Below are 25111 nucleotides of genomic sequence, written 5' to 3'. Positions count from 1 at the left end.
ATCATAATTTTGTTATTGTTAATTGTTTTGCCGCAGTTTTTATCTGCTCTTTTTCAGGATTTTCGATTTCCGGAATCCTGATAATTTTTGTTTTTTCACCCACAAATCCGCAAATCACACGTTCTGTATCTTCCGGAAAAAAACCATTAAGGATTAAAAAATCCAATTGGATATTTCTTTGTTGTAAAGCCATGATTGATAATAAGCTGTGATTGATACACCCTAAATAATTCCTCACAACAAGTGCTGCCGGCAGGTGTAGTTTTTCAATCAGATCAATCATAAATGTGTGGTCAGAAAGTGGTACCATTAAACCTCCCGCTCCCTCTATAATCAAAGGATGATCGGTTTCCGGAAGATGAAATTCATCAAGACTGATCTTTATGTTTTCTTCCCGCGCCGACTGATGAGGTGATGCCGCTAATTGTAAACGATAGGTTTCCGGGTAGCAGTTCTCGCAATCTGTCCAGGCTTCAATCTTATGACTATCTGTATGATGAAGATCTCCGGATTGTACCGGCTTCCAATATTCCGCTTTAAAATATTGAACCAAAATGGCCGAACAAACGGTTTTTCCTATTTCGGTTCCTATTCCTGTAATAAATAATTTCATAATGTTGCCATGAAAAAGCTAATCGAAAAAGACAATCTGATATTTTATTCTTTTGCCTTTATCTTTTGCTTTATATAAATTCTCTGATGATTTCTGTAAGTTTTACAATTTCTTTTTCCGTATTAAAGCTGTGAAGACAGATTCTGAGCCTTTCACTTCCCTCTTTCACGGTAGGACTATAGATAGCATAGGTTAAAAAACCTTCTTCACACAAAGTCTGCTGCATTTGTTTAAGTCTTTGATTATTTGGAATAATAATCGCCTGAACAGGGCTCTTTTCCGAGGAAGGAGACTTCAGGTTTTGGCTTCGAAATAGTTTAATATTCTCATGGAGTTCCTCAGATAAATGTTTATGAGATTTCAAAAACTCATATCCGGTTTTAATTCCCTCCCATTGAAAATCCTGTGCGGAAGTGGTATAAATAAACGGCGATGCAAAATTGATCAGATAAGATTTTACCGTTTTATTACAAAGTATGGCAGCACCGTGCGATCCTAGTGCTTTTCCATAGGTCACAACGGTTGCCAAAACATTTTCCTGCATCTGAAACTTATCGATCAAACCATAACCAAAAACGCCAAAAGCATGTGCTTCATCCACGATCAGGTCAGCATTATACTGACTGGCGATTTCCGCGATTTCTGGAATAGGAGCAAAATCTCCTTCCATTGAGTACAGACTTTCTACAGCAATATAGCAATGACCATTCTGCCTTCGTAATATATCTTCTAAATCCTCCAGGTTATTATGTAAGAATTTCAACTTTCGGGCATTTGACAATCTACAGCCATCATGTACAGATCGATGAATCTGCTCATCTACAATAATGGTGTCATGACGATTGGGAAGTGTCGAAAACAAAGCCAGATTAGCATTATATCCTGACGGAAAAAGCAATGCAGCCGGAAAATGATGCTGTTCAGCAATAAATTCTTCACTCAAAGTTACAGTACTACTATTTCCGCTAATCAGCCTTGATCCGGTACTTCCTGAAAGCCATTGAGGATTTTCAGTTACTTTCTGAAGCAAAATATTCTGAAGTTCTTTATTTCTTGCTAATCCCAGATAATCATTCGAATAAAAATCCACCCCTTCAGATTCAAGCCTTACACTTCGTAATGTACCTTCCTCTCTCCTTTTCTCAAGAGCTTGTTGGAAATACTCGGAATGATTATGCATAATTCAACTGAGCTACTTCCTCTGTAATAGCATTCATCCATTGTTCATGTAATTCTTTCTCAATCGTCAGAACATGATCTGCATGTTTTTTCCAATCTGCAGAAAAATCATTAAGCTGATTAATCATCTCTTCAAGGTGTCCTTCTTCTTCCAGAATAATAGATTTTACCATAATTTTAGAAGACACTTTCGTTAAAACATCCTGATAAACGGGGTATAAATCATCTGCCCGAACTTCTATGGCATATGTCACAAAAAGATAAGCGGCATATTTTAAATCTTCTTTATTCAATTGAAAAGCCTCCTGAAGGTACCTACAGGCTTTTATATCCAGAGAATGAAGATATTGCCTTGTTGCAACGGGCGCCAGAAGTTCCTGGCTTTCGTATGTTTTGCAAAGCTCAGGATTTATCTTTCCTATCTGTTTTTTCAGATAATAGGCATGACGATGCTCTTCAGCCGCATGCTTCAACTGAATCTGAGTTACCAGTACAGGATGTTCACATTTCGAAATTTTTCTTGCTCCGGCATTTTCCATGAAAGAAAGCGTGTTCAGCCATTTGGCATGAGTAAAGCCATCCTGAACAATCTTTTCTAAAAGATGATGAAATTCCATAGATTTTTATTTTGATGTCAAAAGTAGTATATTGCCGGATGGTTACATGGTGCCAGTTTTGATATTATGGATAGTCCGGTTAAAATTCCTTATGAAAGTTTTATAAAAATTGACAGAAAGTCTGAAACTTCAATCTATTTGCAGATTGCCAACCAGCTCGTGAATGCCATACAGAGAGGCGTTTTACCTTTTGGAACCAAGCTTCCCGGAACGCGTACATTCAGCGAAATGCTCGATATCCACAGAAATACTGCTGTAGCGGTGTATGATGAACTCTCTGCACAGGGCTGGACAGAAAGTTTACCTAATAAAGGAACATTCATTATTGGAAAAGAGCAGGAAAAACCTGTAAAAATGAATGCATTTGAACAAAAAAACCTTCAAAACTACCCAAAAACGACTGGTTTCGCATTCAAAACTTCAAACATTCTGGATAATCCGTTTGAGCATTCCGATTGCGAATATGTATTCAATGATGGAGTTCCTGATATCAGACTTACCCAAATCGGCCAACATTCCAGGTTTTACAGCTCTATTCTGAAGCGTAAATCCCATCAAAAGTTATCCGGGCATTATAATCATGATGGAAGTGAATTTTTTAAAGAACATTTATCCCGATATCTCAATCTGTCCCGTGGCCTTCCTATTTCCAAGAATAATCTTCTCATCACAAGAAGTACGGAAATGAGTATTTACATTGTTTCTGAAATTTTACTTTCCCCTGGTGATGTAGTGCTGGTAGGTGCATTAAGTTACTTCTCCGTCAATATGATCTTCATGAAATCAGGTGTGAATATGGTTTCCATACCCATTGATGAGGAAGGAATTATTGTGGAAAGTGTTCGGGAAGCCTGCAAAAAACAGAAGATCCGGATGCTTTACCTTACTCCCCACCACCATTATCCTACTACTGTTGCCTTAAGTGCTCAAAGAAGGCTGGAACTTTTAGAACTTGCCCAGGAATATGGGTTTATCATTCTTGAAGACGATTATGATTATGAATTTCATTATGATAAAAGCCCAATTTTGCCTTTAGCAAGCGCAGATACAAACGGTATGGTGATCTATATCGGGTCATTCGGTAAATCGCTGGCTCCTGGTTTCAGGACCGGATTTATTGTGGCTCCCGAAAATCTGATGGCCGAAATGAGGAAATATCTCGGAATTATTGACAGACAAGGTGATATTCTAATGGAAAGAGCCCTTGGAGAAATGATTGCAGAAGGGGAAATTAACCGCTATCTGAAGAAATCTTTAAAAATCTATCAGGAAAGAAGAGATTATCTCAGTACTTTACTGCAGGAAAATCTTGGAGATCTTATTCGTTTCCAGAAACCTTCCGGTGGATTGGCGATATGGCTGGAGTGGAATATCCCGGTCAATCTGATGCAGCTCAGCCGTAACTGCGCCCGTGAAAATCTTTTTATTCCCAAAACGCTTCTTTATCAAAATAAATCCCTTACTGCCATCCGATTAGGATTTGGAGATCTTGATGATAATGAAATGGAAAAAAGTATTGAAATTTTTTCAAAAAACTCAAAATTGTTCACCTAGCTTATCATTTTGGGGATTTTCCAACGCTTAATTTTGATGGATTTTTTATCTTTTTTATCCTTTTTCATGTTACATTTTCGTTAATTTTCAAGATTATTGTTATTATTTTTGTCTCACTTTGAGACTGTGAAAAAATTAATTATACCGCGTAAATCATCATAAAAGGTTCCTCTCTTTGTGATTTATTCTGATCGTACTCACGTTGGTTTGAAATATGTGACAAAAATCATTTTGATTTTTTGCTCAATAATATTTTATATTTACTCCATTATTTTTAATTGTTCTAAATAAATGAAACGACAATATGCGCTTTCAGTCATTTTATTGGCTGCCTTTACTGCACATACTTCTGCGCAAACCAAGCAGGATAGTATTACCACAAAAGATATCAATGAAGTTATTCTGGTATCTTCACGTTCTCCGAAGCAAATCAGCGACATTCCGGGAACAGTCTGGATCATTGGGGAAAAAGAACTCCAGACACAAATAAGAGGCGGCGCCGGGTTGAAAGAGGTATTGGGAAATATGATTCCCGGTTTTGATTTTGGAAATCAGGGAAGAACCAATTATGCTCAAAACATGAGAGGAAGAAATGTTCTGGTAATGCTCAATGGTGTTTCTCTGAACAGCACAAGAGCGGCCAGCAGACAATTTGATGCAATAGATCCTTTTAACATCGAAAGAATTGAAGTCCTTTCTGGTGCATCGGCCATTTATGGAGGAGATTCTACAGGCGGGATTATCAACATTATTACTAAAAAGCCAACGTCTGACCAACTTGCTTTTGAAACTTCTGTAGGACTTAAAACAGGTTTCCACAAAGATGATCTGGATAAAAGAATTGCACAGTCGATAGCAGGAGGTAACGATAAGGTGAAATTCAGATTAGGAGCTGCTTTTACACAAAACGAAGGCGCTTTTGATGCGAATGGAAACCAGATTATTACAGACGTGAAACAGGCAGACTACCAGTATAACAGGTCTATTGATCTTTTGGGAGGTCTAAGCGTAAAACTGAGTCCTGATCAGGACTTAAGTCTGGATCTTCAATACTACAATTCTAAGGTCAGAAATAAAAAATGGCTTTCTTTTGGTCCGGGATTTACCGGGTTTACCACTAAAAATCCTGATCTGATTAATGTTCTTGGAGGTGCAGATTCTGATGTGGTTCCCCGTACAGAGCGTTTTATGGCCAATCTTCAATATAATTTACGCAATATTCTGGGAGGTCACAATTTGCTTGTTCAGGCTTACGGAAGACGTGAGGAGGCTGATTTTGGAGCTTCTTTTGCAGAAATTCCTAAACCTCCTGCGGGAGTAGTTTTACCGGTTTTTCTTTCTTCAGGAAGAGGAAATACTGATGTGTACGGAGCAAAAGCTGTTTTATCAAAAAAATGGAACGCTTTTAACTTCACTTATGGGACAGACCTGGATTATGAAAAGTTCAATGGAGATCAGGCTATTTTCAATCCTCAAATAAGTAGTGAATCCGGAGGATTAATCAATAAAGCAGATGCTTTTGTAGGAAGATATCCGGACACTAAAATATTTACACTGGCGGGCTTTATTCAGGCTGACTGGAATATTACCAAGCAGCTTACCCTATCCGGAGGAGTAAGACAGCAGTTTATCAATGTGAAACTGGATGATTTTGTGGGGTTTAAAGAGCAGGTGTATATGCACTTTGGATATGGTAATTCCGCAGATGTTGTAAAAGGCGGAAAGAACAACTACGACGTAACATTACTGAACGGAAGTTTACTGTATAAATTTACCCCAGCCTGGCAGACATGGTTCAGTTTCTCTCAGGGATTTGCTGTTCCGGATGCTGCAAAATCTTATGGTTTCGGAAAGTATCAGCTGGATAACAACCGCTGGAAGCTTTTAAACAGTATGAATATTGCTGAGCAGCCGTTAAGCGGCATCAAAACTGATCAGATCGAACTGGGTTTCAGACATAACAGAACTTCAGAAGCAGGGTTATATGCTCAGGGTTCATTTTTCTACGCATTATCAAGCAAAACATTGAAAATTGACAACGCAGCATTCACGGTTTCTCTTCTTGATCAAAAACTGAGAAATTACGGTTTTGAAGGAGCTTTGGGATATCGTTTTGCAGAAGGGCTTGAATTGGGAGGAAATGTTCTCCTGATGCAGTCTGAAACAAAAACGGTAGATAAAGGCTGGCAAAATCAGTCGGTATATACAACCAACCCTTCCAAGTTTATGGTTTTCACAGGCTGGAATGCAAAAAGATTCTCATTAAGACTGCAAATGCAGAACTCAATGAACTATACCGATTTGGCGGATATGAAGATTAATGGCTATACTCTATTCGATTTTGTAGGAGATATAAAACTGAACAAGGGAGTCATCAATTTTGGAATCCAGAATATATTCAATAAGCAATATACAACCATCTGGGGGCAGCGCTCCGAATTTTTCTATGGAGCGCCTCAGAAAGCATTTGCTTATCAGGGCCGAGGAACAACGTTTTCTGTAGGCTACACGATTACTTATTAATTTCTTAATCTATTATTTTACTGATATATTTTAAACCAAAAGAATAACACCAAAAATTGAATAACTGTTGATTTCCTATCCTGAAAAGGCGGTTTAAAATATATCAGTTTCCTTAATGCTTACATCAAAAAATTACTTGTAGAGAGTAAAATCACACTAACTCACATATCTATGAATACATCAATTACCGAGCAGATTGTATCGGAGAAGGAAAGTCTTTTCCCAAATCTGGAAAATTTATTCTGTGATATCAACATTCACGAATATCAGAATGCAATGCACAGAGCGCAACAGAGTGTTATTGCTTTTTTAGAAGATACCCGCCAGCCTTTCAGCGGGGTTTCCCCAAAAGAGCTGAGGAAACAATTTGAATATATAGATCTGAACGCCCCTCCCATCAGCTATGAAGAGCTTTTTGACGAAGTAAACGATCTTTATACACAACACGCCATCGCCTTCCATCATCCTAAATATGTTGCCCATCTCAATTGTCCTGTAGTTATTCCTGCTGTGGCAGCAGAAGCGATGATCAGTTCTATCAATTCTTCATTGGACACCTGGGATCAGAGTGCCGGAGGAACTTTAATGGAACAGAAGCTTATAGAATGGACATGCCGGGAAATTGGTTTTAACAAAACATCCGACGGAATTTTCACCAGCGGAGGTTCTCAAAGCAATTTGATGGGTATGCTATTGGCAAGAGATCATTATTCTGCTAAATTCCTTAATCATAATATTAAAAAAGACGGACTTCCTAAAGAAGCTCACCGTTTCAGGATCTTTGTTTCTGAAGCTGCTCATTTCAGCATTCAGAAAAGTGCTTCTATGCTGGGTCTTGGGGAACAGGCTGTTATTAAGATCAAAACAGACCGTTCTTTCAGAATGAACAGTGTATTGCTGGAAGATGCTGTAAGAAAAGAAATTGAAAGCGGGAATATACCGATTGCTGTTGTAGCCACCGCCGGAACCACAGATTTTGGGAACGTAGATCCTCTTATCAATATCTCCGGAATTGCTAAGAAATACAATCTTTGGTTTCACGTAGATGCCGCTTATGGTTGTGCTTTACTTTTAACTGACAAACACCGCCATCTCATCAACGGAATTGAGGAAGCAGATTCTGTAACGGTAGATTATCATAAAGCATTCTTCCAGCCCGTGAGCAGCAGCGGATTTTTGGTGAAGGATAAAAATTATTTCAGACTCATCACACATTATGCGGATTACCTGAATCCTAAAGATCATGATGAAGATGAAATTCCCAACCAGGTTAATAAATCTATACAGACCACAAGACGTTTTGATGCCTTAAAACTTTGGTTTACCCTTAGAATTATCGGAAAAAAAGGTCTGGGGAACTATATTGACAGAATTATTACAACCGCCAGAGAAGCTGTGGAAGCTTTAGAGAACGATCCTCATTTTGAGCTTTTAAATTCTTCGGATATTTCAGCTCTTGTTTTCCGCTATTCGGCCGATCCTTTTAAAACATTTGATCTGAACAGAATCAATACATACATCAAATCACAACTCTATAAACAAGGAAATGCCCTTACCGCAGGAACTAAAGTAAATGGACAGTTCTATCTGAAATTTACCATCCTCAATCCTCTTACCACCATCGAAGACATTAAATCTATACTTAACATCATTAAAAAATACGGAAATGAATACATTGAAGTCAACTAATATATCTGAATACGCAGAAAAGATCAATTACACCTCCCTGATCAACTGCTACCTTAAAGAATTTACCAACTGGAGCCGCTATCTGGGCATTCCCAAATATGACGAAGCCATTGCTGCTTACCTTAAAGAAACTCCGACCAATCTGCACATAAGAATAGATTTTTCATCTATAGGATGTGATGTTTATGTACCTGTTGCCTATTTTTCTGAAAGTGGAAGACACCTTTTCGATTTCCCTGTTCTGATGAGAGTTCTTGCTACTGATGAAGTTTCAGAGCTTGATGTTTATGGTTTTATGACCCTTACAGCAGAATATTCAAAAGAAATTCATCCGGGGATTGATGCTTCCAATGTTTTGGAAAGATTAAACAACAGCATCGACAATCTGACAGAATATCTCTATCATTCGGTACATACGAAGAAACCGATTAACGATCTGGAAATGTCTTTCATTGAAGCGGAACAGTCTCTTATTCTTGGGCATATTCTGCATCCGGTTCCAAAATCAAAACAAGGTTTCAATGGTGAAGATCTATTGAAATATTCTCCTGAAACTTCCGGAAGATTCCAACTGTTTTATTTCCTTGTGAATCCTGAGAATATGATTGAAAAAAATGCTGACGGAGAACTTGTAAGTAAAGAATTGGCTGAGAAAATCTATCCCATCCTTAATGAGGAACATAAAAAACTTTGGGATCAGCATCCTGAATATCACATTCTTCCGATGCACCCATGGGAGGCAGACTATCTATTAAGTCAGGAAAATGTACAGATTATGGAAGAGCAGGGAATTCTTTTTGCTCTGGGACATTACGGAGAATACTTCACTCCTACTTCATCGGTAAGAACGGTATACAGCGAAGACAACAAGTGGATGTTCAAATTTTCGCTGCATGTAAAAATCACCAATTCCGAAAGAATTAATTTATATCCGGAGCTTCACCGTGGGTATGATATCAGTATGCTTCTAAAAACAGATTGGGGAAAAAACCTTCAGAGAGATTTCCCTGAGATCGATTTTATGGTTGACCCTGCTTTTATGGCTGTTACCTTTGATGGCAAAGTGATTAACGGGTTCAATATCAGCATCAGACGAAATCCTTTCCAGGGCGAGAATAAAAATAAAAATGTAACCCTTTTGGCGGCTTTATGTCAGGATGGTATTCTTGGAAAACCCTCAAGATTACAGAATATCATTACCACAACTGCTGAAAAACTGGGACAATCTACCGAAAAAATTGCCGTAGAATGGTTCAAACAATATCTACATCTTTGTGTAAGGCCTATCGTAAGAATCCTGAATACTTACGGACTTGCCTGTGAATTCCACCAACAGAATGTAATGATAGAGCTTGATAAAAATGGATTCCCCGCAAAAATCTATTTCAGAGACAATCAGGGATTCTTTTTTAGAGAAGGACGAAAAGATCTGGTTTCTGCAGCACTTCCGGGAATTGCCGATGAAAGCCAGTCTATTATTGATGAAGAATCTCTTGCTCCAAAATACACGTATTATCTGGTAACGAATAATATCCTGGGAGTAGTTAATGCTTTAGGATGCAACAGATTAGTTGAAGAGAAAAAATTAATCAATCTGGTATACAAGGCATTCAAAGAACTTGAAAATGAGGACGAAACAGGTCTTGTTAACTATATTACCAACAAAAGAAACTGGTACACAAAAGGAAACCTGATTACCAGCTTACAGAACATCAATGAGGCAGACGAATCCCTGGAATATCCAGCTGTTTTCCTGGACACTCCTAATCCTCTTACCAAATATTTCTACAGTCACAAGCTGATCAAACCCAATACCACAGAAACCGTATATTCCCGTCATTTTGAAAACGAGAATATAACCATCAGCATCAGACCTTTTGATATTGAAAATGATTTTGAGATGATCCACGAATGGTTCAATATGGAACACGCCAAACCTTACTGGAAAATGGACGGGCCGAAAAGAGATCTTGAACTTTGGTTCAGAACGATTCTTCCAAGTGATGAACAGCATAGCTTTATTGGAGAAATTAATGGCATTCCGCAATTCAGCTTTGAACCGTACTGGCCTATGAGAGACATTGTGGGAGCGTATTACGATTCTCTTCCTACAGACTACGGAACTCATTTCTTTGTTGCAGAAACCCGTAAAGACAAAAAATATTCTTTCGAATCTTTCCAGGTAGCGTTAGATTATATTTTCTCTCTTCCTGAAGTAGGAAAATGTATTGGAGAAGCTTCTGTAGAGGCGGTTCCTACAGACAGACTGATCACAAAACTGGGTTATACAAGAGAAGGAGTGATTACGATGCCTCACAAAACAGCTTATCTTACTTTCTGTACCCGTGAAAATTACTGGGAAAAGTGCCCGGAAAGCAAATTGGAAATCAATAATGCTTAGATAAACAAATCTCTTACAGATTAAATAATTAAAGCTTCGGCTCTACTCACGGAGCTATACCTGATGAATGGAGCTGAAGCATTTCAACATGACCTTTTAAAATACAAAACATTGGAAAACAACACAATACATGATATTATCGGGATCGGAATTGGTCCCTTCAACCTTGGTTTAGCAGCCCTTCTTGAGCCTGTGGATACTGTTTCCGCATTATTCCTTGATCAGGCTGAAGGATTCGACTGGCATCCGGGACTGATGCTGGATAATGCTACTTTACAGGTTCCTTTCATGGCCGATCTGGTAACAATGGCGGATCCAAAAAGTAAATATAGCTTTCTCAACTTTTTAAAGGAAACGGACCGTCTTTATAAATTTTATATCAGAGAAGATTTCTTTATTTTAAGAAAAGAATACAATCTGTACTGTCAATGGGCAGCAAATCAACTACAAAGCTGCTTATTTGGGAAAAAAGTAGAGAATATCACATTTAATGAGACTGAAAATATTTTTGTCATTGATGTTCTGGATCTTAAAAACAATGACGTAAAGAAATATTACGCTAAAAAGATCGTATTGGGAACAGGTACACAGCCTAATTTACCTTCATTCATGCAGGATAAAGATTTCCCAAATGTCATCCACACTTCTGAATATCTGAACAATAAAGAAAATATCCTCAATGCCCAATCTGTTTCCATCATTGGTTCCGGACAAAGCGCAGCAGAAATTTTCCAGGATCTTCTTCCGGAAACTGAAGAAGGAGTATTCATGAGCTGGTTTACAAGACCGGACCGCTTCTTCCCTATGGAATATTCAAAATTAACTCTTGAACTTACTTCCCCGGAATATGTTGATCATTTTTACAATATGCCGGCTTCACAGCGAAAAGCAATCCTTGCCAAGCAGCCTCCTCTTTATAAAGGAATCAATTTTGAGTTGATCAACGATATCTTTGATACATTATACGGAATGAGTGTAGGCAATGCACCCCTGAATGTTGCATTAAGACCAAGCTGTCAGCTGGACAGTATTTCTCCTGAAGGAAACTCTTATGCCATGAATTTCACGCATATGCAGGACAATACAACGTTCACTCATATTTCAGATTATATTATTCTGGCAACAGGCTACAAATATAAAGAACCCAAGTTCTTAAAAGGAATAGAAAGTCTTATTCAGAGAACCGAAGAAGGATTGTTTGAAGTAAGCAGATATTACACGATAGATCAGGCAGAGAATATTTTTGTTCAGAATGCCGAGCTTCATACGCATGGTTTCGTAACCCCGGACCTTGGAATGGGAGCTTACCGAAACGCACTGATCATTAATGCTATTGCCGGAAAAGAGATCTATAAAGTAGAAAAAAGAATCGCTTTCCAGGAGTTTAATACCCAAAAGACATGGACCGCAAAACATTCATCTTAGAAGGTGATATGAAAAAGGTCATGTGGGAAACTTCATGGCCTGCCGTTGCGGCTATCGTACTCTATGGGATCAATAACTTTCTGGATGCTATCTTCGTAGGATATCTCATTAATACACAGGCTTTGGCGGCCGTAGGAATGGCCTATCCTCTCTCTCAAATCGTATTGGGACTGGGAAGATTAGCCGGAACAGGTGCCGGAGCTGCTGTAAGCATTTGGATTGGAGAAGATAACAAGGATAAACTCTACAGATTATTCGGGAGTTTCAACGTTCTTTGTGTATGCTTTTCTATTCTGTGTGCTGTTCCCGCTTATATCTATGCTCATGAACTCATGGCCATGATGGGGGCAAAAGGTAATCTGCAAACCATTGCTGTGGAATATTTCCGGGTAACCTTGATAGGAACTATTTTCTGGATCTACGGTTTAGCCTTAAACATGCTTGTAAGGGCCGAAGGAAAAATGAAAACCGCCGCTTTAATGATCACTGTAGGACTTGTGATTGACATCATCCTGAAACCTGTTTTTATCTCTGTATTAGGATGGGGAGTGGCTGGAGCTGCGTGGGCAACCAACTGCGGAATGCTCATCTATTCTTTATTAGGTTTTTATTATTATGCAAAAGGGAAAAGTTCTTTTTCTACCAACTGGAAATCCTTTGCTTATGATAAAGCCATTGGAAAAAGAATAATAAAACTCGGTCTTCCCGAAATGATTTTGTCTGTGATGGGCGTTATTCAGAGTATTATTATCTTCAATGCGATTGCAGCTTATGGTACCGAAAGAGATATTTCTTTCTTTACCGTTCTGAATAGATTTTTCCTCTTCCTACTGACACCACTATTTGGATTGATGAGAGGGTTGCAGCCTGTAGTAGGTATTAATTTTGGTGCCGGACAGTTTAGCAGAGCCGGAGGATTCCTTAAAACCTATATTCTGGCCGGTGTAGGTATACTTTTGCCTTTCTTTCTGGTTGCTTTGGTTTTCCCGGAACAACTGATTGGTCTGATGCTTCCGGGATATTCGGCAGAACATCATCAGATCATTGATTTCAGATTGTTCTTTTCGGTACTACCTCTGCTTCCCGTTACGGTATTGGCGCTTTCCTACTATCCTGCCGTGAATCAGAGCAAAAAAGCGAGCTTTCTGGTTTTCTTCCGACAGATCATTCTTTACATTCCTTTGATGCTGATTTTGCCCCATTATTTTGGAATTAAAAGTATCTACTGGGGAAGCGCATTGATAGAATTGGTCGTAGGAATTGTCACGTTATTATTGCTTAAAAATTATAAATTCAAGTTAAACAAATTTAGAAATAACTACACTTAAAACACTATATTACAACAATATAAAATCCAACATATCAATCTTTTGTTTTATTGTAACTCTGAGGACCTTTCCTCAGGGTTTTTTATTTTCACGATATTTCAATAAAAAAAATAATTAAGTGAAACATATCTCAGCAAAATACGACATATACTTTTGAATATTCACTGAAAGCACATATTTAATGTAAAAACTAGCCATCATGACAAAACAAAAAATCACACATGTTACAAAAAAACTAATCGCCCTCCCAATGGTGCTTTTTACCGTAGGGATCTACGCACAGAATCAAACTAAAACACTGGACAGTCTTTTCACAACTTTACACAACCAGAAAAAATTTAACGGAAATGTGCTGGTTGCTGATAAAGGCCAGCCTATTTTCGAAAAAAGCTATGGACTGGCTGATGAGAAAACCGGACGTAAGCTTGATGTCAAAAGTACTTTTGAACTGGCTTCTGTATCCAAACAATTTACAGCAGCGGGAATTGTTCTGTTACAAAAAGCAGGAAAGCTGAATTATGATGACAAAATATCAAAATACATTCCTGAACTGTCGTTTTATGATAAAATTACCGTAAGAAATCTTCTTAATCATACCAGCGGTCTTCCTGATTATATGGAATTGCTCGAAAAAAACTGGGACAAAACCCAATTTGCCACCAACGATGATATTATCCGTGAGTTTGCAAAATACAAACCTACTCTTGAATTTGAGCCTAATCAACAATTTGAATACAGCAATACAGGGTATGCGCTTTTGGCAAGTATTATAGAGCGCGTTTCTAAAAAAAACTTCGGCGAATTTCTAAGCCAGAATATTTTCAAACCTTTAGGAATGGATCATACCCTGATATACAGAAGCCGCTATCAGCCCATGACTATTGCCAATTATGCATTAGGATATGAAGCGGATCAATCAGGAGACAAATTTCTTCCGGACAGCAAAGGAAAAGAATATTACAGTTATTATCTGGATGGTATTGTAGGGGACGGAATGGTGAACTCTACCCTGGAAGATCTTCTGAAATGGGACAGAGCATTATATACAGACAAATTGGTCAACGAGAATGATAAAAAACTGATTTTTAATGGGATCACTACCGCTAACGGCAAAGAAACCAATTATGGTTTTGGATGGCTCATTAAAGACAAAACCCCATATGGCAAAATTGTCAACCATTCCGGAGGTTGGGCTGGCTACTCTACTTTTATAGAGCGACATATAGATAACGATAAAACTTTCATTATTCTTCAAAATAATATGACACCTTTTACCAAGATTCCCATCGAAAGCGTTCGAAAAATCCTGTATAATGAAAAGTTAGCCACCGAAAATCTGAAAACGGTTCAATTAACTGCCGACCAACTTCAGAAGTATGCAGGAACTTACTCTTCCATAGATTTTCCAATGAAGCTGAAGATATTTGTAAAAGAGGGTGCTTTGTATGGTCAGGCTTTAGCAGAAGGACAAAACGCTTTCCCTATGGTTGCTTATGAAAATCATGTTTTCATATTCGACAATGCTGATATCCGAATGGCTTTTGATCCCAACAAACACACCATGGATTTTAAACAGGGAGGCGCTTCAAATTATCTGTTTTCCAAAGAAGAATAGCTACTATTAGAAAAGAAAAGCACCATTTCTGGCTCTATTCTAAAAAACAAGCCCCTCATTCATAATGAGAGGCTTACATTTATTGTTTAAAAAATCGGTCAAATAACGCCAATTGTTCGGATAATGATCTGCTCCAGTATTCGGTAACATGTCCTCCAAGAGATTCTGTGTACAGATGCTGTATCTTTTGCTCAGTAAGTTTTTTATGAAAATTTCTGTTCATACCAATCATTTGAGTATCATCCGTTCCACAGTCAAAAATATACTGCTGACCTGCTCCGGCCATGAGTTTTATTTTATTGTCAGTTAGAAAACCTGGGTTTATAGATTCTATTGGACCTACAACTTTATTCACCATATACTTCTGATATCCTTCACCAAACACTGTAAAATCTAAAGCACCACATGAACTTCCTACAATCCCAAATGTTTTGCTGTAAGTAACTCCGATGTTAGTTGCTCCATAGCCTCCCATACTCCATCCTAAAATACCTCGGTACTTCTTTTCGGCTTTTACGGGATAATTTTTATCGATAAATTCCACAAGTTCCTTCCCTATAAAAGTCTGGTATTGAGAATCCTTAACAATAGGGCTATCCACATACCATGAGCTGTAGTTTCCGTCTGGTAAAACATAAATGGTTTTATTTTGCTGAGCTTTCTGAACAAGATCTGGAATATCCTGTTTGATGATTCTGTCCGGATTTCCGCTGAAACCATGAAGAATATAAACAGATGGATAGGTCGTATTGGGCTGTATATTGGGAGTAATAATAATGGTTTTAATCTTTTTATTCATTTTCGGACTGAAAACTTCCTGGTGAATGATTTTTTGTGCCGACAACTGTACAAAAGCCGTCAGAACCAATACAATGTTGAATAACTTTTTCATGCTGAGAAATATTTAATTAATAATACGCATAACATCAGAGTGTATCTTGTATAAATTTAAATCGTTTTTTATTTTAAATAAAATATTTAACAGATTTAGCTTCTAAAAATGGGTGTTTTTGTCCAAAAAGACAAAATAAGATTAAAACAACAGGAGAAAACCGGTTTTACACATTCATTTTTTGCTTTTCTACAGATGCAGTCTGATCGTATGATGATACAAAGATCTCCTGAAAAAAACGAAAAAGCCTCAACATATGTTGAAGCCTTTGTTAATTTATTTCCTTTTTTATTCGGCTGAGTTGTGTAGGAGTAATACCAAGATAAGAAGCGATATGATGCTGCTTTAATCTTTTGTAAAGGGATTCGTTTTCAAGGAGCTGTAGATAGCGCTGTTTGGCGGTCTCATATTTTAAAGACACTTCCAAAGGTTCTTTTTTTACTACCCAGTTTTTCTCCAGATAGTGCATCTGAAAAAGAGCCAGATCATGATGTTTTGTCAACAGATCTCTGTAGGCCTTCACCGGATATTGTATGACCGAGCAGTCTTCCAAAGCGATAATATTGAAATCACTGGGTTCATTTTTTATAATGGCGGCAGTGGAAGCTACAAAGCTGTTTTCTTCAAAGAAAATCTTATAAATGGTATCTCCCTGCTGATCTGTTGTATAATATCCTACCAATCCGGATTTGATAAAATAGTAATACCTCGCCATATTTCCAGCCTCCAAAAGAAGATCATTTTTGCTGTATTTATCTTCTGTACAGATATTTAGCAACGCAGTCATAGTCTCATCAGATAGTAGATAATACTGATTGATCTGATTTAAAAATTCCGTGGTATTCATATTGAAAAATCGGTGTATCGGCCGAATGTTTGTTTACCTGATAATAATTGAGATCATACCTTTCCGATTTTAAGAGAATAATATTCTCTTAAATGCTTCAGAAGCTAAATGCACCTGTACACTCCATTCATCAGCGGCATCACTTCCGGCATCATCTGAAATATATTTAAGACATAAAAAGGGGATATTTTCTTTTTGAGCAATCAATGCTAACGGATACGCTTCCATATCTACAATATTATAATCTGTTTCGGTGTGGTTCATTTCAAAACTGTCTCCGCTTCCACAGATTCCCTCTTTTAAAGTATCCATTTTTAGACCATATTCCAGCACAGGCGGCACTCCGGATAATGGAGTTTCATATAGTTTGAATCCAAGCCCTCTGACATCCATATCTCTTTGAATAAATTTGGTACAGCACACCACTTCTCCTTTATGGAATCCTTTACTTCCTGCAGAACCTAAATTGACAATTAACTTCGGCTTTTTCTGGTGAATTTCTCTGGTAAGCTCTATCGCTGCATTTACTTTACCTATTCCCGTTATCAGTTTATTTTTCCCGTCAAAAACAGTCCCAGCTTCCGAATCCAGTGCGAATACAAAAAGAGTATCTGCAATCGAATAATGAAGTTCATTATTAATTTTAATCATTGAAATATTGGATTTTGTACAGTATTCTTACTGCTTCACAAAGATACAACAGTTATGATGAAGAATCAATCTTTAATAAAAATTACCCCCAAAACAATTGAAACTGTTTGGGGGTATATATTTAAATGCTGCATCCGTCGGCATCACAGGAAGCTCCGCTTTCTCCGGAAAGATCTTTAAAAGGACTCACCGTTTCTTTATACGTTTGCTGGAGAGCGTTTTCAAAAACCTCTACCGGCTGAGCTCCGGAAACTGCATATTTGCCGTTCAAAACAAAGAAAGGAACTCCGGAAACCCCATTGTTTCTTGCTTCCATAATATCCTGATTCACTTCGTAATCCAACTGCTCAGAGGTAACTGCCTGTATTGCTTCTTCTCTGTCAATTCCCAAATTTTCAGCTAAAGAAACCAACACGTCTGTATCCCCTACATTTTTTCCATCGATAAAATGAGCGATAAATAAAGCTTCTTCCATCTCATTAGACTTTTGGTGCTTTTTTGCCAGATGAAGCAGCCTGTGGGCACTAAAAGTATTGGTGATTAAGGCTTTCTCGAAGTTAAAATCAATACCAGCCCCTTTTCCCATTTGTGTTACCTGGCTCAACATTTGTGTAGCCTGCGCTTCCGGGAAACCTTTTTTCTCTCTAAAGTACTCAATGGTATTCTTCGTCTCTTTAGGATCTAGAGTTGGATCCAGCTGAAAACTCTTCCACTCTACTTCTACTTCTCCTTTGAATGGCAGTTTTTCCAAAGCCTGTTCAAAATTATTTTTTCCGATATAGCAAAACGGACACATTACATCCGACCATATTTCTATTTTCATTGTATTTTATATTAAATTGAATACTACAAATTTAACAAATTTCATTAATGTAACAAAATTTATTACAATTTAATTTTAACAGGCAGATAGCTCACGGGTACGTTTTTCAATCAGGCCTCTTAGCATCATCATTAAAAATGCAAGCAGCCCAAAAACCAATCCAATCCATGGAATGTATTGTGCTCCTTGTGTAACGATGATCCATCCACCAAGTGTTGTTCCTAAGGTAACTCCAAGGTTTCCGAATGAGGTGGCAAGACTATTGGCAAATTCTAATGCATGGGGTGCGGATGAGATCATATAGGTTGAAGCATTCAAAAAGCTTGGTGAATAAAGAAATCCCCAAATACCAATTACCACAATCGTGGCCCAGAGATTGCCATCCGAAACATAAAAGAGAATCGGAATAAGAACCGTTCCCGAAAGGAAAAAAGCAGTTGTTCCCGCCACATTTTTGTTCAGCATTTTACCTGCGATCCAATTGGCCAGAATTCCTATAATACCGAATAAGAGAAGCATATAGCTAATCATTGAAGTATTCATTCCTTTTGCTTTACTCAGATAATCGGCAAAGTAACTATAAGTAGAAAACCAGGCAGTAATCATGAAAAAATTAGTCAAAGTACTTAGGATAAACAGTGGCTTTTTTAAAATAGTAAGCTGACTCCCATAAGATTTCTTTTCTTTCACCGGAATGGAAGGCAGCATCAACTGAATCACCACCAAGGCAATGAGACTTACCACAGTCTGTATCATAAAAGAATATTCCCATGAAAAAAGGCCTGATATCCATGTAGCAAAAGGAACGGTTGTCACCATAGCAATAGTTACCCCATTAAATACGATGCTCATCAGTTCATTTTTCTTATCTTCACCTGCCTGAGATACAGCAACAGACAACGCAGTTGCAATGTAAACTGGCTGTAAAAAAGCAGGAAGTACTCTTACAATCATTAATAGCCAGAAAGGAGGAGAAAAGGAGGAAACCATTCCGGTGATCAGAAACATAAAAATAGAGGCTATCATTATTTTCTTCCGGTCAATTCCTGAGGTAAGCAGAGTCATGAAAGGTCCCGTTAATGCAATAACCAACGCAAAAGCACTTAGTAAATACCCGGCTTTATCTATACTGATTTTATAATGTTCTGCAACTTGTGGAAGAATTCCGATAATCCCAAATTCAGTGGTAATAACCGCAATTAATCCCAGAGATCCAATGTAAGCGTATTTTTTCATTACAGGCCTTCTTGAATATTTCCCAAATTCTGATGTGCAAAAGAAGCCATCTCATCTATTGCCATCTGTGTTTCATCCAGTATTTCACCCATATGCATAAATCCATGGATCATATCTTTATAAAAGCTTATCTGCAATGGCACACCTGCATTTTTCATATTCTCAGAAAGCTTTTTTCCGTCATCTATCAAAGGATCATGCTCCGCCAGAATAATCAAAGTAGCCGGAGTTTCTTTAAAATCTTTTATTAAAACGGGGATCGCAAGAGGATTATCAGCTTCATGTTCAGGAAGGTAATAATTCCAGGCTTCTACTCCACCCGGTTTGTTGAGAACCGGCCCGTTTTCATAGGTTTTCCAGGATTCTGAATTCAGGTTATTATCAGCAGCCGGATAAATCAATACCTGAAATTGAAAATACTTTCCTAGCTGCGTAGAAACAGCTGTTGCAAGAGCTCCTCCTGCGCTGTCTCCTATAATTCCTATCTGGCTTCTGTCAATCCCTAAGGTTTCTGCATTTTCTACAACCCATTCAACAGTATCGATACAGTCATTAAAACCTGCCGGGAAAGGATGTTCCGGAGCTAAGCGATAATCTACAAAAATAACTGCAGATCCTGTTTTATTGGCCAGTTTTCGGGCTACAGCATCGTGGGTTTCATATCCTCCTGCAATAAACCAACCGCCGTGGATATAAATAATCGCAGATGAGTTTTGAGCATTCTTCCCTTTTGGACGATAAATACGAAGCGGAATTGAATGATTTTCTTTTGAAATACTTAATTCTTCGATCACAGCCACAGACTCTTTTTTTCCACTAAGCTGGAGAGACATTGTCTCAAGATATTTTCGGGTTCCATCTAATGGATCTTTTGCATTAAATGGCTGTATCTTTTCTAAATGATCTAATATTTGGATAACTTTATGTGTTAATTGCATTACTGTTTTTAAATTGAGGTTACTACTTTTTGCAGTGAACATAAGCGCCATTGTTCTTTACTGCTGTATATTTTCGTTTTCTGTTGGCAAAATTAAAACCTAAGCCTTACATTTGCACGGTATACAGCGAATTGTATGGTACTAACAAATTTGTAAGTAATGGGAAAAATAAAAGAAACTTCAACCAACAGCATCAACAGACAGTATATGCATGAATGTGATCTCACCTATGCGGTGTGTAAAATTGGCGGAAGATGGAAACTCCTGATTTTAGATAAATTAAAGGATGAAAAAATGCGTTTCAGCGAGCTCAGGAAAGCGATTTCAGGAATCACGGAAAGAATGCTGACTCTTCAGTTGAGAGAGCTCGAAAAGGAAGGATTGTTAAAAAGAACCGTATATGCTCAGGTACCTCCAAGAGTAGATTATGAACTTACAGCTATAGCCAAAGAACTAGTTCCTATCTGGAATTCTTTGAGCGAATGGGGCGGAAAACACAGAAATCTCGTTCAGAAAGAGGAAATACTTGAAGAACAGCCCTAATCGGGATTTTTCATCCACCTATTTAATTGATATAAAAAACGTAAAGGTTTAAAATTTTTAAGCCTTTACGTTTTTTATTTATTAATTTTCTGCTTTATTCACTTTTTGGCTAAAAAGAATATGAGCAATAAGCGCCAATACTCCAAATGTGGCTCCAACAAAGCAAACACCACCCCATTGCGCCTTCTGCCACGCCACTGAAGCCAGCCATGTCCCCAAAGAACCTCCAATGAAATAAGAAACCATATACACAGTATTCAGACGGTTAACTGCATTAGATTTTATCAGGAAATAATTGGTCTGATTCATGATGTGGCTGGACTGCACACCAAGATCCACCAATATTACCCCTACAATCAGCCCCCAATACGTTTCTCCTGCAAAATAAGTGAAACCCCAGCTTCCTATCACAATAAGAAGTGAATACAATATAATTCTATTGATATCCATATATTTCTGTAATTTACCCACTTTAGCCGCAGCCAGAGCTCCTACCGCACCTGCCAGTCCAAAACTACCTACCACAGAAGACCCGGCATTAAAAGGCGGTTTCTCCATGTGAAAAACCAACGTGGTAAACAGTGCACACATAGATCCAAAGGCCATCGCTCCACGGAAGGATGCCAGCTGAAGAATAGGTTGTGTCTTCGCAAGATGAGCTACGGAACGCATTAACTCTTTATAGGTTCCTTTAAAATTAGGATGGAGTTCCGGAAGCATTTTGTAAACCGCTATCCAGACTACTATCATCAATCCTGCTGCAATACCAAACATTGCTCTCCATCCCCAAACTTCACCTACAATACCACCCACAAAACGGGAGAGAAGAATACCCAGCAAAAGTCCCGACATTACAAGCCCGATATTAGAAGATTTCTCTTTATCTGATGAAAGCTCTGCCGCGATCGGAACAAAAAGCTGTGGAATAACAGAGGTTGCCCCAATCAGTAAGCTTGCAGCATACAACATCCAGAGCTCATTGGCAAAAGTCATCCACAATAAAGATCCAAATACAAGAAAAAGATCAATAAGAATCAATTTTTTACGGAAAAATTTATCTCCAAGTGGTACAATCAGTAATAATCCCAGTGCATATCCGATCTGAGTGAGTACAGAGATCCTGCTCGCTGCACTTTCCGAAACATGAAGATCATCAGAAATAAGAGCCAGTAAAGGCTGGTTATAATAATTATTGGCGACTACAAGCCCTGAAATAACAGCCATTAGCCATATCACTGTACGGGAAATACCGTTAGTAGAATTCTCCTGCATATTACAAATAAAATTTTTATGAATAGAAAGCCAGTCCGGATAATCAGAATCTTATTAAACAAAAAAACAGCATCTGATATCTATTGCTTTTAAGAGGTCAAAGGTAGTTATTTTAATAAAAACAAATTATTAATTTAATCTGTCATAGTAAGAGATTGTTTAAATTCTTAAGCCATTTCTTTATGTACCATTCAAATTTTTATATAAATCAATATTCTTTGAGGATTTTTTTGATTAAAAAAATAATGTATTGATGATCTGTTTTTTTGTCGCAAAGCTTCATTCTTAAAACTGTTAATTGTAAGAGAGCAAAGAATAGAATCAACGTTGTTGATTCGTCGAAGCTGACCTATAAGCATACCGCTTCATCAGCGACAAAGTCGCATTACTTTGCTCTTTAAAAATAAAACGCAATCATTAATAAACTTTGCGTTAATATTTCCAATCAAAAGTAACTTCAAACAATAGACTTTTCACTTAAAAACAGCAGTAATAAAGGATTTTTTCAACATATTAAACTTTTTTCCTTATATTTATGATATACAACAAATTATGAATGAAATCGACTCTAGAAAACAGTTCATCAATAAGTCTGTTGAAGCTAAAGAAATTTATCTCCCTCACCTTTCTGCCGATCCTGTAATTTTTGGCTTTGATGAGAATGAATTGAAGGTTTTATTAACTAAAATGAATTACAGAAAGCAATGGCTTCTCCCTGGAGGCTATATAAAAAAGGAGGAGGATCTGGATGAAGCTGTAGTGAGAATTTTAGAGTCCCGGACCGGAATTAAAGACATTTATCTCGAAGAGTTCGGAGTTTTTGGCAGGAAAAACAGAAATGATTTTTATTTTGAAGACTTTGAAGACTCTCTTTTTCAGAAACAGCGTTTTATTACTGTGGGATATTATGCCCTTTACAATTCTCATGAAAGCAATCCCCGAGCGGACGAAATAAGTGAAACCTGTGAATGGATCCGCCTTACACAGCTTCCGGAAATACAACTCGCTATGGATCATCGGGAAATTATAGAAAAAGCACTCCTTACACTTAGGGAAAAAATTTCCTCCAAACCTATTGGATATAATCTTCTTCCAATAAAATTCACCCTTCCGGATCTACAGAAACTCTATGAAGTCATCTTAGGAAAAACACTGAACCGTGGTAATTTTTACAGAAAAATTCAAAATTCAGGAATAGTCAAAAAACTGAAAGAACAACGTCGCGGTGGGGCTCATAAATCTCCGGACCTCTATTCTTTTGATTATGAAAACTATACAAAAGCTCTGCAAAAAGGTTTAAATCACTGGTAATATTCTTTCTTTTACAATTGCTTTTGTTGATCATGCTGATTGATGGAAATCCTTTGAAATTTTAGAAATATTAAAGAAATTTGCATCATGAAAATCATCCCACTCAAAGAAGGCAATTTCTCTGCGAGCAAAACCAAAGACTTTACCCTTTTAACGGAAGAAAACTTTGATACCGTTAAAGGCATCAAAATGTCTGTACAACCTTTCCTCATCATTACCGAAAATGACTATATCCTTTTAGATGCTGGAATAGGTTGGAAAAATGACCAGGGAACTTCAGTTCTTTCTACAATCCTTCACAAAAACGGGATCAGCCCAGGTCAGATTACCAAACTGCTGTTTTCACACCTTCATAAAGATCATATTGACGGTACGGTTAGATTAAATGATGAAGGTAGTTTTGAAGCTGTATTTCCCAATGCCGAAATTTATATTCAAAAACGGGAACTGGATTTTGCTTTGGAAAATAAAGAAAATCCTTCTTTCGATTTTGAAAGGCTGGAACAACTGATCGCTCTACCCAATATTGTCTGGATGGAAGAGAATGAAGGGCAAATCACAGAAGAAATTTTTTACGAAGTAGTTGGTGGTCACACTCCTTTTATGCAGGTTTTTTGGATCAAAGAAAATGGAGAAACCGCATTTTATGGTGCTGATGATCTGCCGCAAGCCTCTTATTTGAAATATCATTTGGCCTATAAAAGTGATTTTGACGGCAGAAAAGCAATGGAACTGAGATTGAAATGGGAAAAAGAAGCCCGGGAAGAGAACTGGAAAATACTTCTTTACCACGATTTGGAACAATCCGTTATTGAACTGTAAGTCTAAAAAATGGTTTAAATTTCATTAAACCATTTATAGATATCAAATTCGGAAGGGATGTTAAGTTTTTTTCTGATCCGGTTTTTACGGTTTTGGATGGCTTTTGGCGTCACAAAGATATAAGTAGCAATCTCTTTCGTGGTCATGTTAAGCTTAAGGTAAATACAGAATATAAGTTCAGAATTTTTTAAAGCGGGCTGAATGGCAGATAGCTTGTTGAAAAAATCAGGATATACCAATCTAAATTTATTCAGCAAACGAGGAGAATTTGCTTTGGCTAATGCCATAATTTCATCTTGTACAAGAATTCTCTGATTCAAATCCTCTACATTGGATTTAGTTGTTTTGTTTTTCATAATTTTTCTCATCGCTAAAAATTACTGATGCGGTAACTTTTTTGCATCAGTACAGGCTCTTTTCTATTATCAAAGTGGCTATTGATAATACTGCACAAATAATAAAATGATTTTCATGTATCCGAAATTCAAGTATTTTCAAAATGATTGGATGCTCCATAGGATATGGATATCAAATACATGATGACATCAGAATATTATTTCATTTTTATGTAAAGCAAAGAAAAAGAAAATCATTAAAATTTTGTTAAAACTGCATACCACATACATACCACGTTCTATTTTTATGCAAAATCTCATAATTCCTTTCTTAAAAGAGCTTTTCTATTGTTTACAGTCGTTTTTTTAACGGTGGATAAATGTAACGGGTTCTTTAGATACTTTTTTATGATCTCGATCAATACTTTGCACTATTTTCCGGAAAGGTGTACAGAAAAATAAGGTGATTTAGTCATAAAAGATGCTTGAAAATAAAG

At 37.4% G+C, this 25111-nt stretch carries 21 protein-coding genes; 10 read left to right on the top strand and 11 right to left on the bottom strand.

What is annotated here, in order from left to right:
* Position 1 precedes the first annotated feature (1 nt).
* The 3 genes from bioD to ACQ76T_RS05380 form a co-directional block, all read right to left on the bottom strand.
* Positions 2–613 carry a dethiobiotin synthase gene (bioD, locus tag ACQ76T_RS05390; RefSeq protein WP_431342307.1) on the bottom strand — a complete coding sequence of 204 codons (612 nt, stop codon included), beginning with the start codon at positions 611–613 and terminating at the stop codon, positions 2–4.
* A 70-nt stretch (positions 614–683) separates the two neighbouring features.
* A complete protein-coding gene (locus ACQ76T_RS05385; protein ID WP_431342306.1) occupies positions 684–1793 on the bottom strand; it encodes an aminotransferase class I/II-fold pyridoxal phosphate-dependent enzyme in 1110 nt (369 codons plus the stop codon).
* Positions 1786–2409, bottom strand: coding sequence for a hypothetical protein (locus ACQ76T_RS05380; RefSeq protein WP_431342305.1), 624 nt, complete (start codon positions 2407–2409; stop codon positions 1786–1788). The genes ACQ76T_RS05385 and ACQ76T_RS05380 overlap by 8 nt, the downstream gene beginning before the upstream one ends.
* Before the next feature lie 66 nt (positions 2410–2475).
* Between ACQ76T_RS05380 and ACQ76T_RS05375 the strand changes: the two genes are divergently transcribed.
* The 7 genes from ACQ76T_RS05375 (at position 2476) to ACQ76T_RS05345 (ending at position 14944) form a co-directional block, all read left to right on the top strand.
* On the top strand, positions 2476–3963 hold the full coding sequence (locus tag ACQ76T_RS05375; RefSeq protein ID WP_431342304.1) for a PLP-dependent aminotransferase family protein: 1488 nt from the start codon (positions 2476–2478) through the stop codon (positions 3961–3963).
* Between the two features lie 291 nt (positions 3964–4254).
* On the top strand, positions 4255–6486 hold the full coding sequence (locus ACQ76T_RS05370; protein WP_431342303.1) for a TonB-dependent receptor: 2232 nt from the start codon (positions 4255–4257) through the stop codon (positions 6484–6486).
* 171 nt (positions 6487–6657) lie between these two features.
* Positions 6658–8175, top strand: a complete 1518-nt coding sequence (locus ACQ76T_RS05365; protein ID WP_431342302.1) for a pyridoxal phosphate-dependent decarboxylase family protein — start codon at positions 6658–6660, stop codon at positions 8173–8175.
* On the top strand, positions 8153–10576 hold the full coding sequence (locus ACQ76T_RS05360; RefSeq protein ID WP_431342301.1) for a GNAT family N-acetyltransferase: 2424 nt from the start codon (positions 8153–8155) through the stop codon (positions 10574–10576). The genes ACQ76T_RS05365 and ACQ76T_RS05360 overlap by 23 nt, the downstream gene beginning before the upstream one ends.
* 111 nt (positions 10577–10687) lie before the next feature.
* Positions 10688–12001: a lysine N(6)-hydroxylase/L-ornithine N(5)-oxygenase family protein gene (locus ACQ76T_RS05355; RefSeq protein WP_431342300.1), complete on the top strand. Its 1314-nt coding sequence runs from the start codon at positions 10688–10690 to the stop codon at positions 11999–12001.
* Entirely contained in the window at positions 11977–13329 is a 1353-nt protein-coding gene (locus ACQ76T_RS05350; protein WP_431342299.1) for an MATE family efflux transporter, read from the top strand. The genes ACQ76T_RS05355 and ACQ76T_RS05350 overlap by 25 nt, the downstream gene beginning before the upstream one ends.
* A 199-nt stretch (positions 13330–13528) precedes the next feature.
* Positions 13529–14944 carry a serine hydrolase domain-containing protein gene (locus ACQ76T_RS05345; RefSeq protein WP_431342298.1) on the top strand — a complete coding sequence of 472 codons (1416 nt, stop codon included), beginning with the start codon at positions 13529–13531 and terminating at the stop codon, positions 14942–14944.
* Between the two features lie 79 nt (positions 14945–15023).
* Here the strand turns inward: ACQ76T_RS05345 and ACQ76T_RS05340 are convergent, their stop codons facing one another.
* The 6 genes from ACQ76T_RS05340 to ACQ76T_RS05315 all read right to left on the bottom strand — a co-directional run bounded on the left by ACQ76T_RS05340 (position 15024) and on the right by ACQ76T_RS05315 (position 20331).
* Positions 15024–15836, bottom strand: coding sequence for an alpha/beta hydrolase (locus tag ACQ76T_RS05340; protein WP_431342297.1), 813 nt, complete (start codon positions 15834–15836; stop codon positions 15024–15026).
* A 271-nt stretch (positions 15837–16107) separates the two neighbouring features.
* Entirely contained in the window at positions 16108–16683 is a 576-nt protein-coding gene (locus tag ACQ76T_RS05335) for a Crp/Fnr family transcriptional regulator (RefSeq protein ID WP_431342296.1), read from the bottom strand.
* A 69-nt stretch (positions 16684–16752) separates the two neighbouring features.
* Entirely contained in the window at positions 16753–17334 is a 582-nt protein-coding gene (locus tag ACQ76T_RS05330; RefSeq protein ID WP_431342295.1) for a nucleosidase, read from the bottom strand.
* Between the two features lie 121 nt (positions 17335–17455).
* Positions 17456–18157, bottom strand: coding sequence for a DsbA family oxidoreductase (locus ACQ76T_RS05325; protein WP_431342294.1), 702 nt, complete (start codon positions 18155–18157; stop codon positions 17456–17458).
* Between the two features lie 75 nt (positions 18158–18232).
* Positions 18233–19393: an MFS transporter gene (locus ACQ76T_RS05320; RefSeq protein ID WP_431342293.1), complete on the bottom strand. Its 1161-nt coding sequence runs from the start codon at positions 19391–19393 to the stop codon at positions 18233–18235.
* Positions 19393–20331: an alpha/beta hydrolase gene (locus ACQ76T_RS05315; RefSeq protein ID WP_431342292.1), complete on the bottom strand. Its 939-nt coding sequence runs from the start codon at positions 20329–20331 to the stop codon at positions 19393–19395. The genes ACQ76T_RS05320 and ACQ76T_RS05315 overlap by 1 nt, the downstream gene beginning before the upstream one ends.
* Positions 20332–20490: 159 nt before the next feature.
* Between ACQ76T_RS05315 and ACQ76T_RS05310 the strand changes: the two genes are divergently transcribed.
* Positions 20491–20874, top strand: a complete 384-nt coding sequence (locus tag ACQ76T_RS05310) for a winged helix-turn-helix transcriptional regulator (RefSeq protein WP_431342291.1) — start codon at positions 20491–20493, stop codon at positions 20872–20874.
* 81 nt (positions 20875–20955) lie between these two features.
* On the opposite strand, the gene ACQ76T_RS05305 is transcribed toward ACQ76T_RS05310, so the two are convergent.
* Positions 20956–22146 (bottom strand): MFS transporter, encoded by a 1191-nt coding sequence (locus ACQ76T_RS05305; RefSeq protein WP_431342290.1) that lies wholly within the window; start codon positions 22144–22146, stop codon positions 20956–20958.
* Positions 22147–22698: 552 nt separating this feature from the next.
* On the opposite strand from ACQ76T_RS05305, the gene ACQ76T_RS05300 reads away from it, so the two are divergent.
* Both ACQ76T_RS05300 and ACQ76T_RS05295 read left to right on the top strand, forming a co-directional pair.
* Entirely contained in the window at positions 22699–23457 is a 759-nt protein-coding gene (locus tag ACQ76T_RS05300) for an NUDIX hydrolase (RefSeq protein WP_431342289.1), read from the top strand.
* Between the two features lie 87 nt (positions 23458–23544).
* Positions 23545–24279 carry an MBL fold metallo-hydrolase gene (locus ACQ76T_RS05295; protein WP_431342288.1) on the top strand — a complete coding sequence of 245 codons (735 nt, stop codon included), beginning with the start codon at positions 23545–23547 and terminating at the stop codon, positions 24277–24279.
* 14 nt (positions 24280–24293) lie between these two features.
* Here ACQ76T_RS05295 and ACQ76T_RS05290 read toward each other — a convergent pair whose 3' ends face one another.
* On the bottom strand, positions 24294–24635 hold the full coding sequence (locus ACQ76T_RS05290) for a helix-turn-helix transcriptional regulator (RefSeq protein WP_431342287.1): 342 nt from the start codon (positions 24633–24635) through the stop codon (positions 24294–24296).
* Between the last annotated feature and the right edge of the window lie 476 nt (positions 24636–25111).

This window comes from Chryseobacterium sp. JK1, assembly GCF_050632815.1.
Taxonomy (GTDB): Bacteria; Bacteroidota; Bacteroidia; order Flavobacteriales; family Weeksellaceae; genus Chryseobacterium.
Note: the sequence above shows the minus strand (reverse complement) of the source record. Positions and strands in the feature narration are given on the sequence as shown.

Excerpts from the sequence above, each read along its gene's own strand:
- bioD (WP_431342307.1), bottom strand. The coding sequence starts at position 613 with ATGAAATTATTTATTACAGGAATAGGAACCGAAATAGGAAAAACCGTT.
- ACQ76T_RS05385 (WP_431342306.1), bottom strand. The coding sequence starts at position 1,793 with ATGCATAATCATTCCGAGTATTTCCAACAAGCTCTTGAGAAAAGGAGA.
- ACQ76T_RS05380 (WP_431342305.1), bottom strand. The coding sequence starts at position 2,409 with ATGGAATTTCATCATCTTTTAGAAAAGATTGTTCAGGATGGCTTTACT.
- ACQ76T_RS05375 (WP_431342304.1), top strand. The coding sequence starts at position 2,476 with ATGGATAGTCCGGTTAAAATTCCTTATGAAAGTTTTATAAAAATTGAC.
- ACQ76T_RS05370 (WP_431342303.1), top strand. The coding sequence starts at position 4,255 with ATGAAACGACAATATGCGCTTTCAGTCATTTTATTGGCTGCCTTTACT.
- ACQ76T_RS05365 (WP_431342302.1), top strand. The coding sequence starts at position 6,658 with ATGAATACATCAATTACCGAGCAGATTGTATCGGAGAAGGAAAGTCTT.
- ACQ76T_RS05360 (WP_431342301.1), top strand. The coding sequence starts at position 8,153 with ATGAATACATTGAAGTCAACTAATATATCTGAATACGCAGAAAAGATC.
- ACQ76T_RS05350 (WP_431342299.1), top strand. The coding sequence starts at position 11,977 with ATGGACCGCAAAACATTCATCTTAGAAGGTGATATGAAAAAGGTCATG.
- ACQ76T_RS05345 (WP_431342298.1), top strand. The coding sequence starts at position 13,529 with ATGACAAAACAAAAAATCACACATGTTACAAAAAAACTAATCGCCCTC.
- ACQ76T_RS05340 (WP_431342297.1), bottom strand. The coding sequence starts at position 15,836 with ATGAAAAAGTTATTCAACATTGTATTGGTTCTGACGGCTTTTGTACAG.
- ACQ76T_RS05335 (WP_431342296.1), bottom strand. The coding sequence starts at position 16,683 with ATGAATACCACGGAATTTTTAAATCAGATCAATCAGTATTATCTACTA.
- ACQ76T_RS05330 (WP_431342295.1), bottom strand. The coding sequence starts at position 17,334 with ATGATTAAAATTAATAATGAACTTCATTATTCGATTGCAGATACTCTT.
- ACQ76T_RS05325 (WP_431342294.1), bottom strand. The coding sequence starts at position 18,157 with ATGAAAATAGAAATATGGTCGGATGTAATGTGTCCGTTTTGCTATATC.
- ACQ76T_RS05320 (WP_431342293.1), bottom strand. The coding sequence starts at position 19,393 with ATGAAAAAATACGCTTACATTGGATCTCTGGGATTAATTGCGGTTATT.
- ACQ76T_RS05315 (WP_431342292.1), bottom strand. The coding sequence starts at position 20,331 with ATGCAATTAACACATAAAGTTATCCAAATATTAGATCATTTAGAAAAG.
- ACQ76T_RS05310 (WP_431342291.1), top strand. The coding sequence starts at position 20,491 with ATGGGAAAAATAAAAGAAACTTCAACCAACAGCATCAACAGACAGTAT.
- ACQ76T_RS05305 (WP_431342290.1), bottom strand. The coding sequence starts at position 22,146 with ATGCAGGAGAATTCTACTAACGGTATTTCCCGTACAGTGATATGGCTA.
- ACQ76T_RS05300 (WP_431342289.1), top strand. The coding sequence starts at position 22,699 with ATGAATGAAATCGACTCTAGAAAACAGTTCATCAATAAGTCTGTTGAA.
- ACQ76T_RS05295 (WP_431342288.1), top strand. The coding sequence starts at position 23,545 with ATGAAAATCATCCCACTCAAAGAAGGCAATTTCTCTGCGAGCAAAACC.
- ACQ76T_RS05290 (WP_431342287.1), bottom strand. The coding sequence starts at position 24,635 with ATGAAAAACAAAACAACTAAATCCAATGTAGAGGATTTGAATCAGAGA.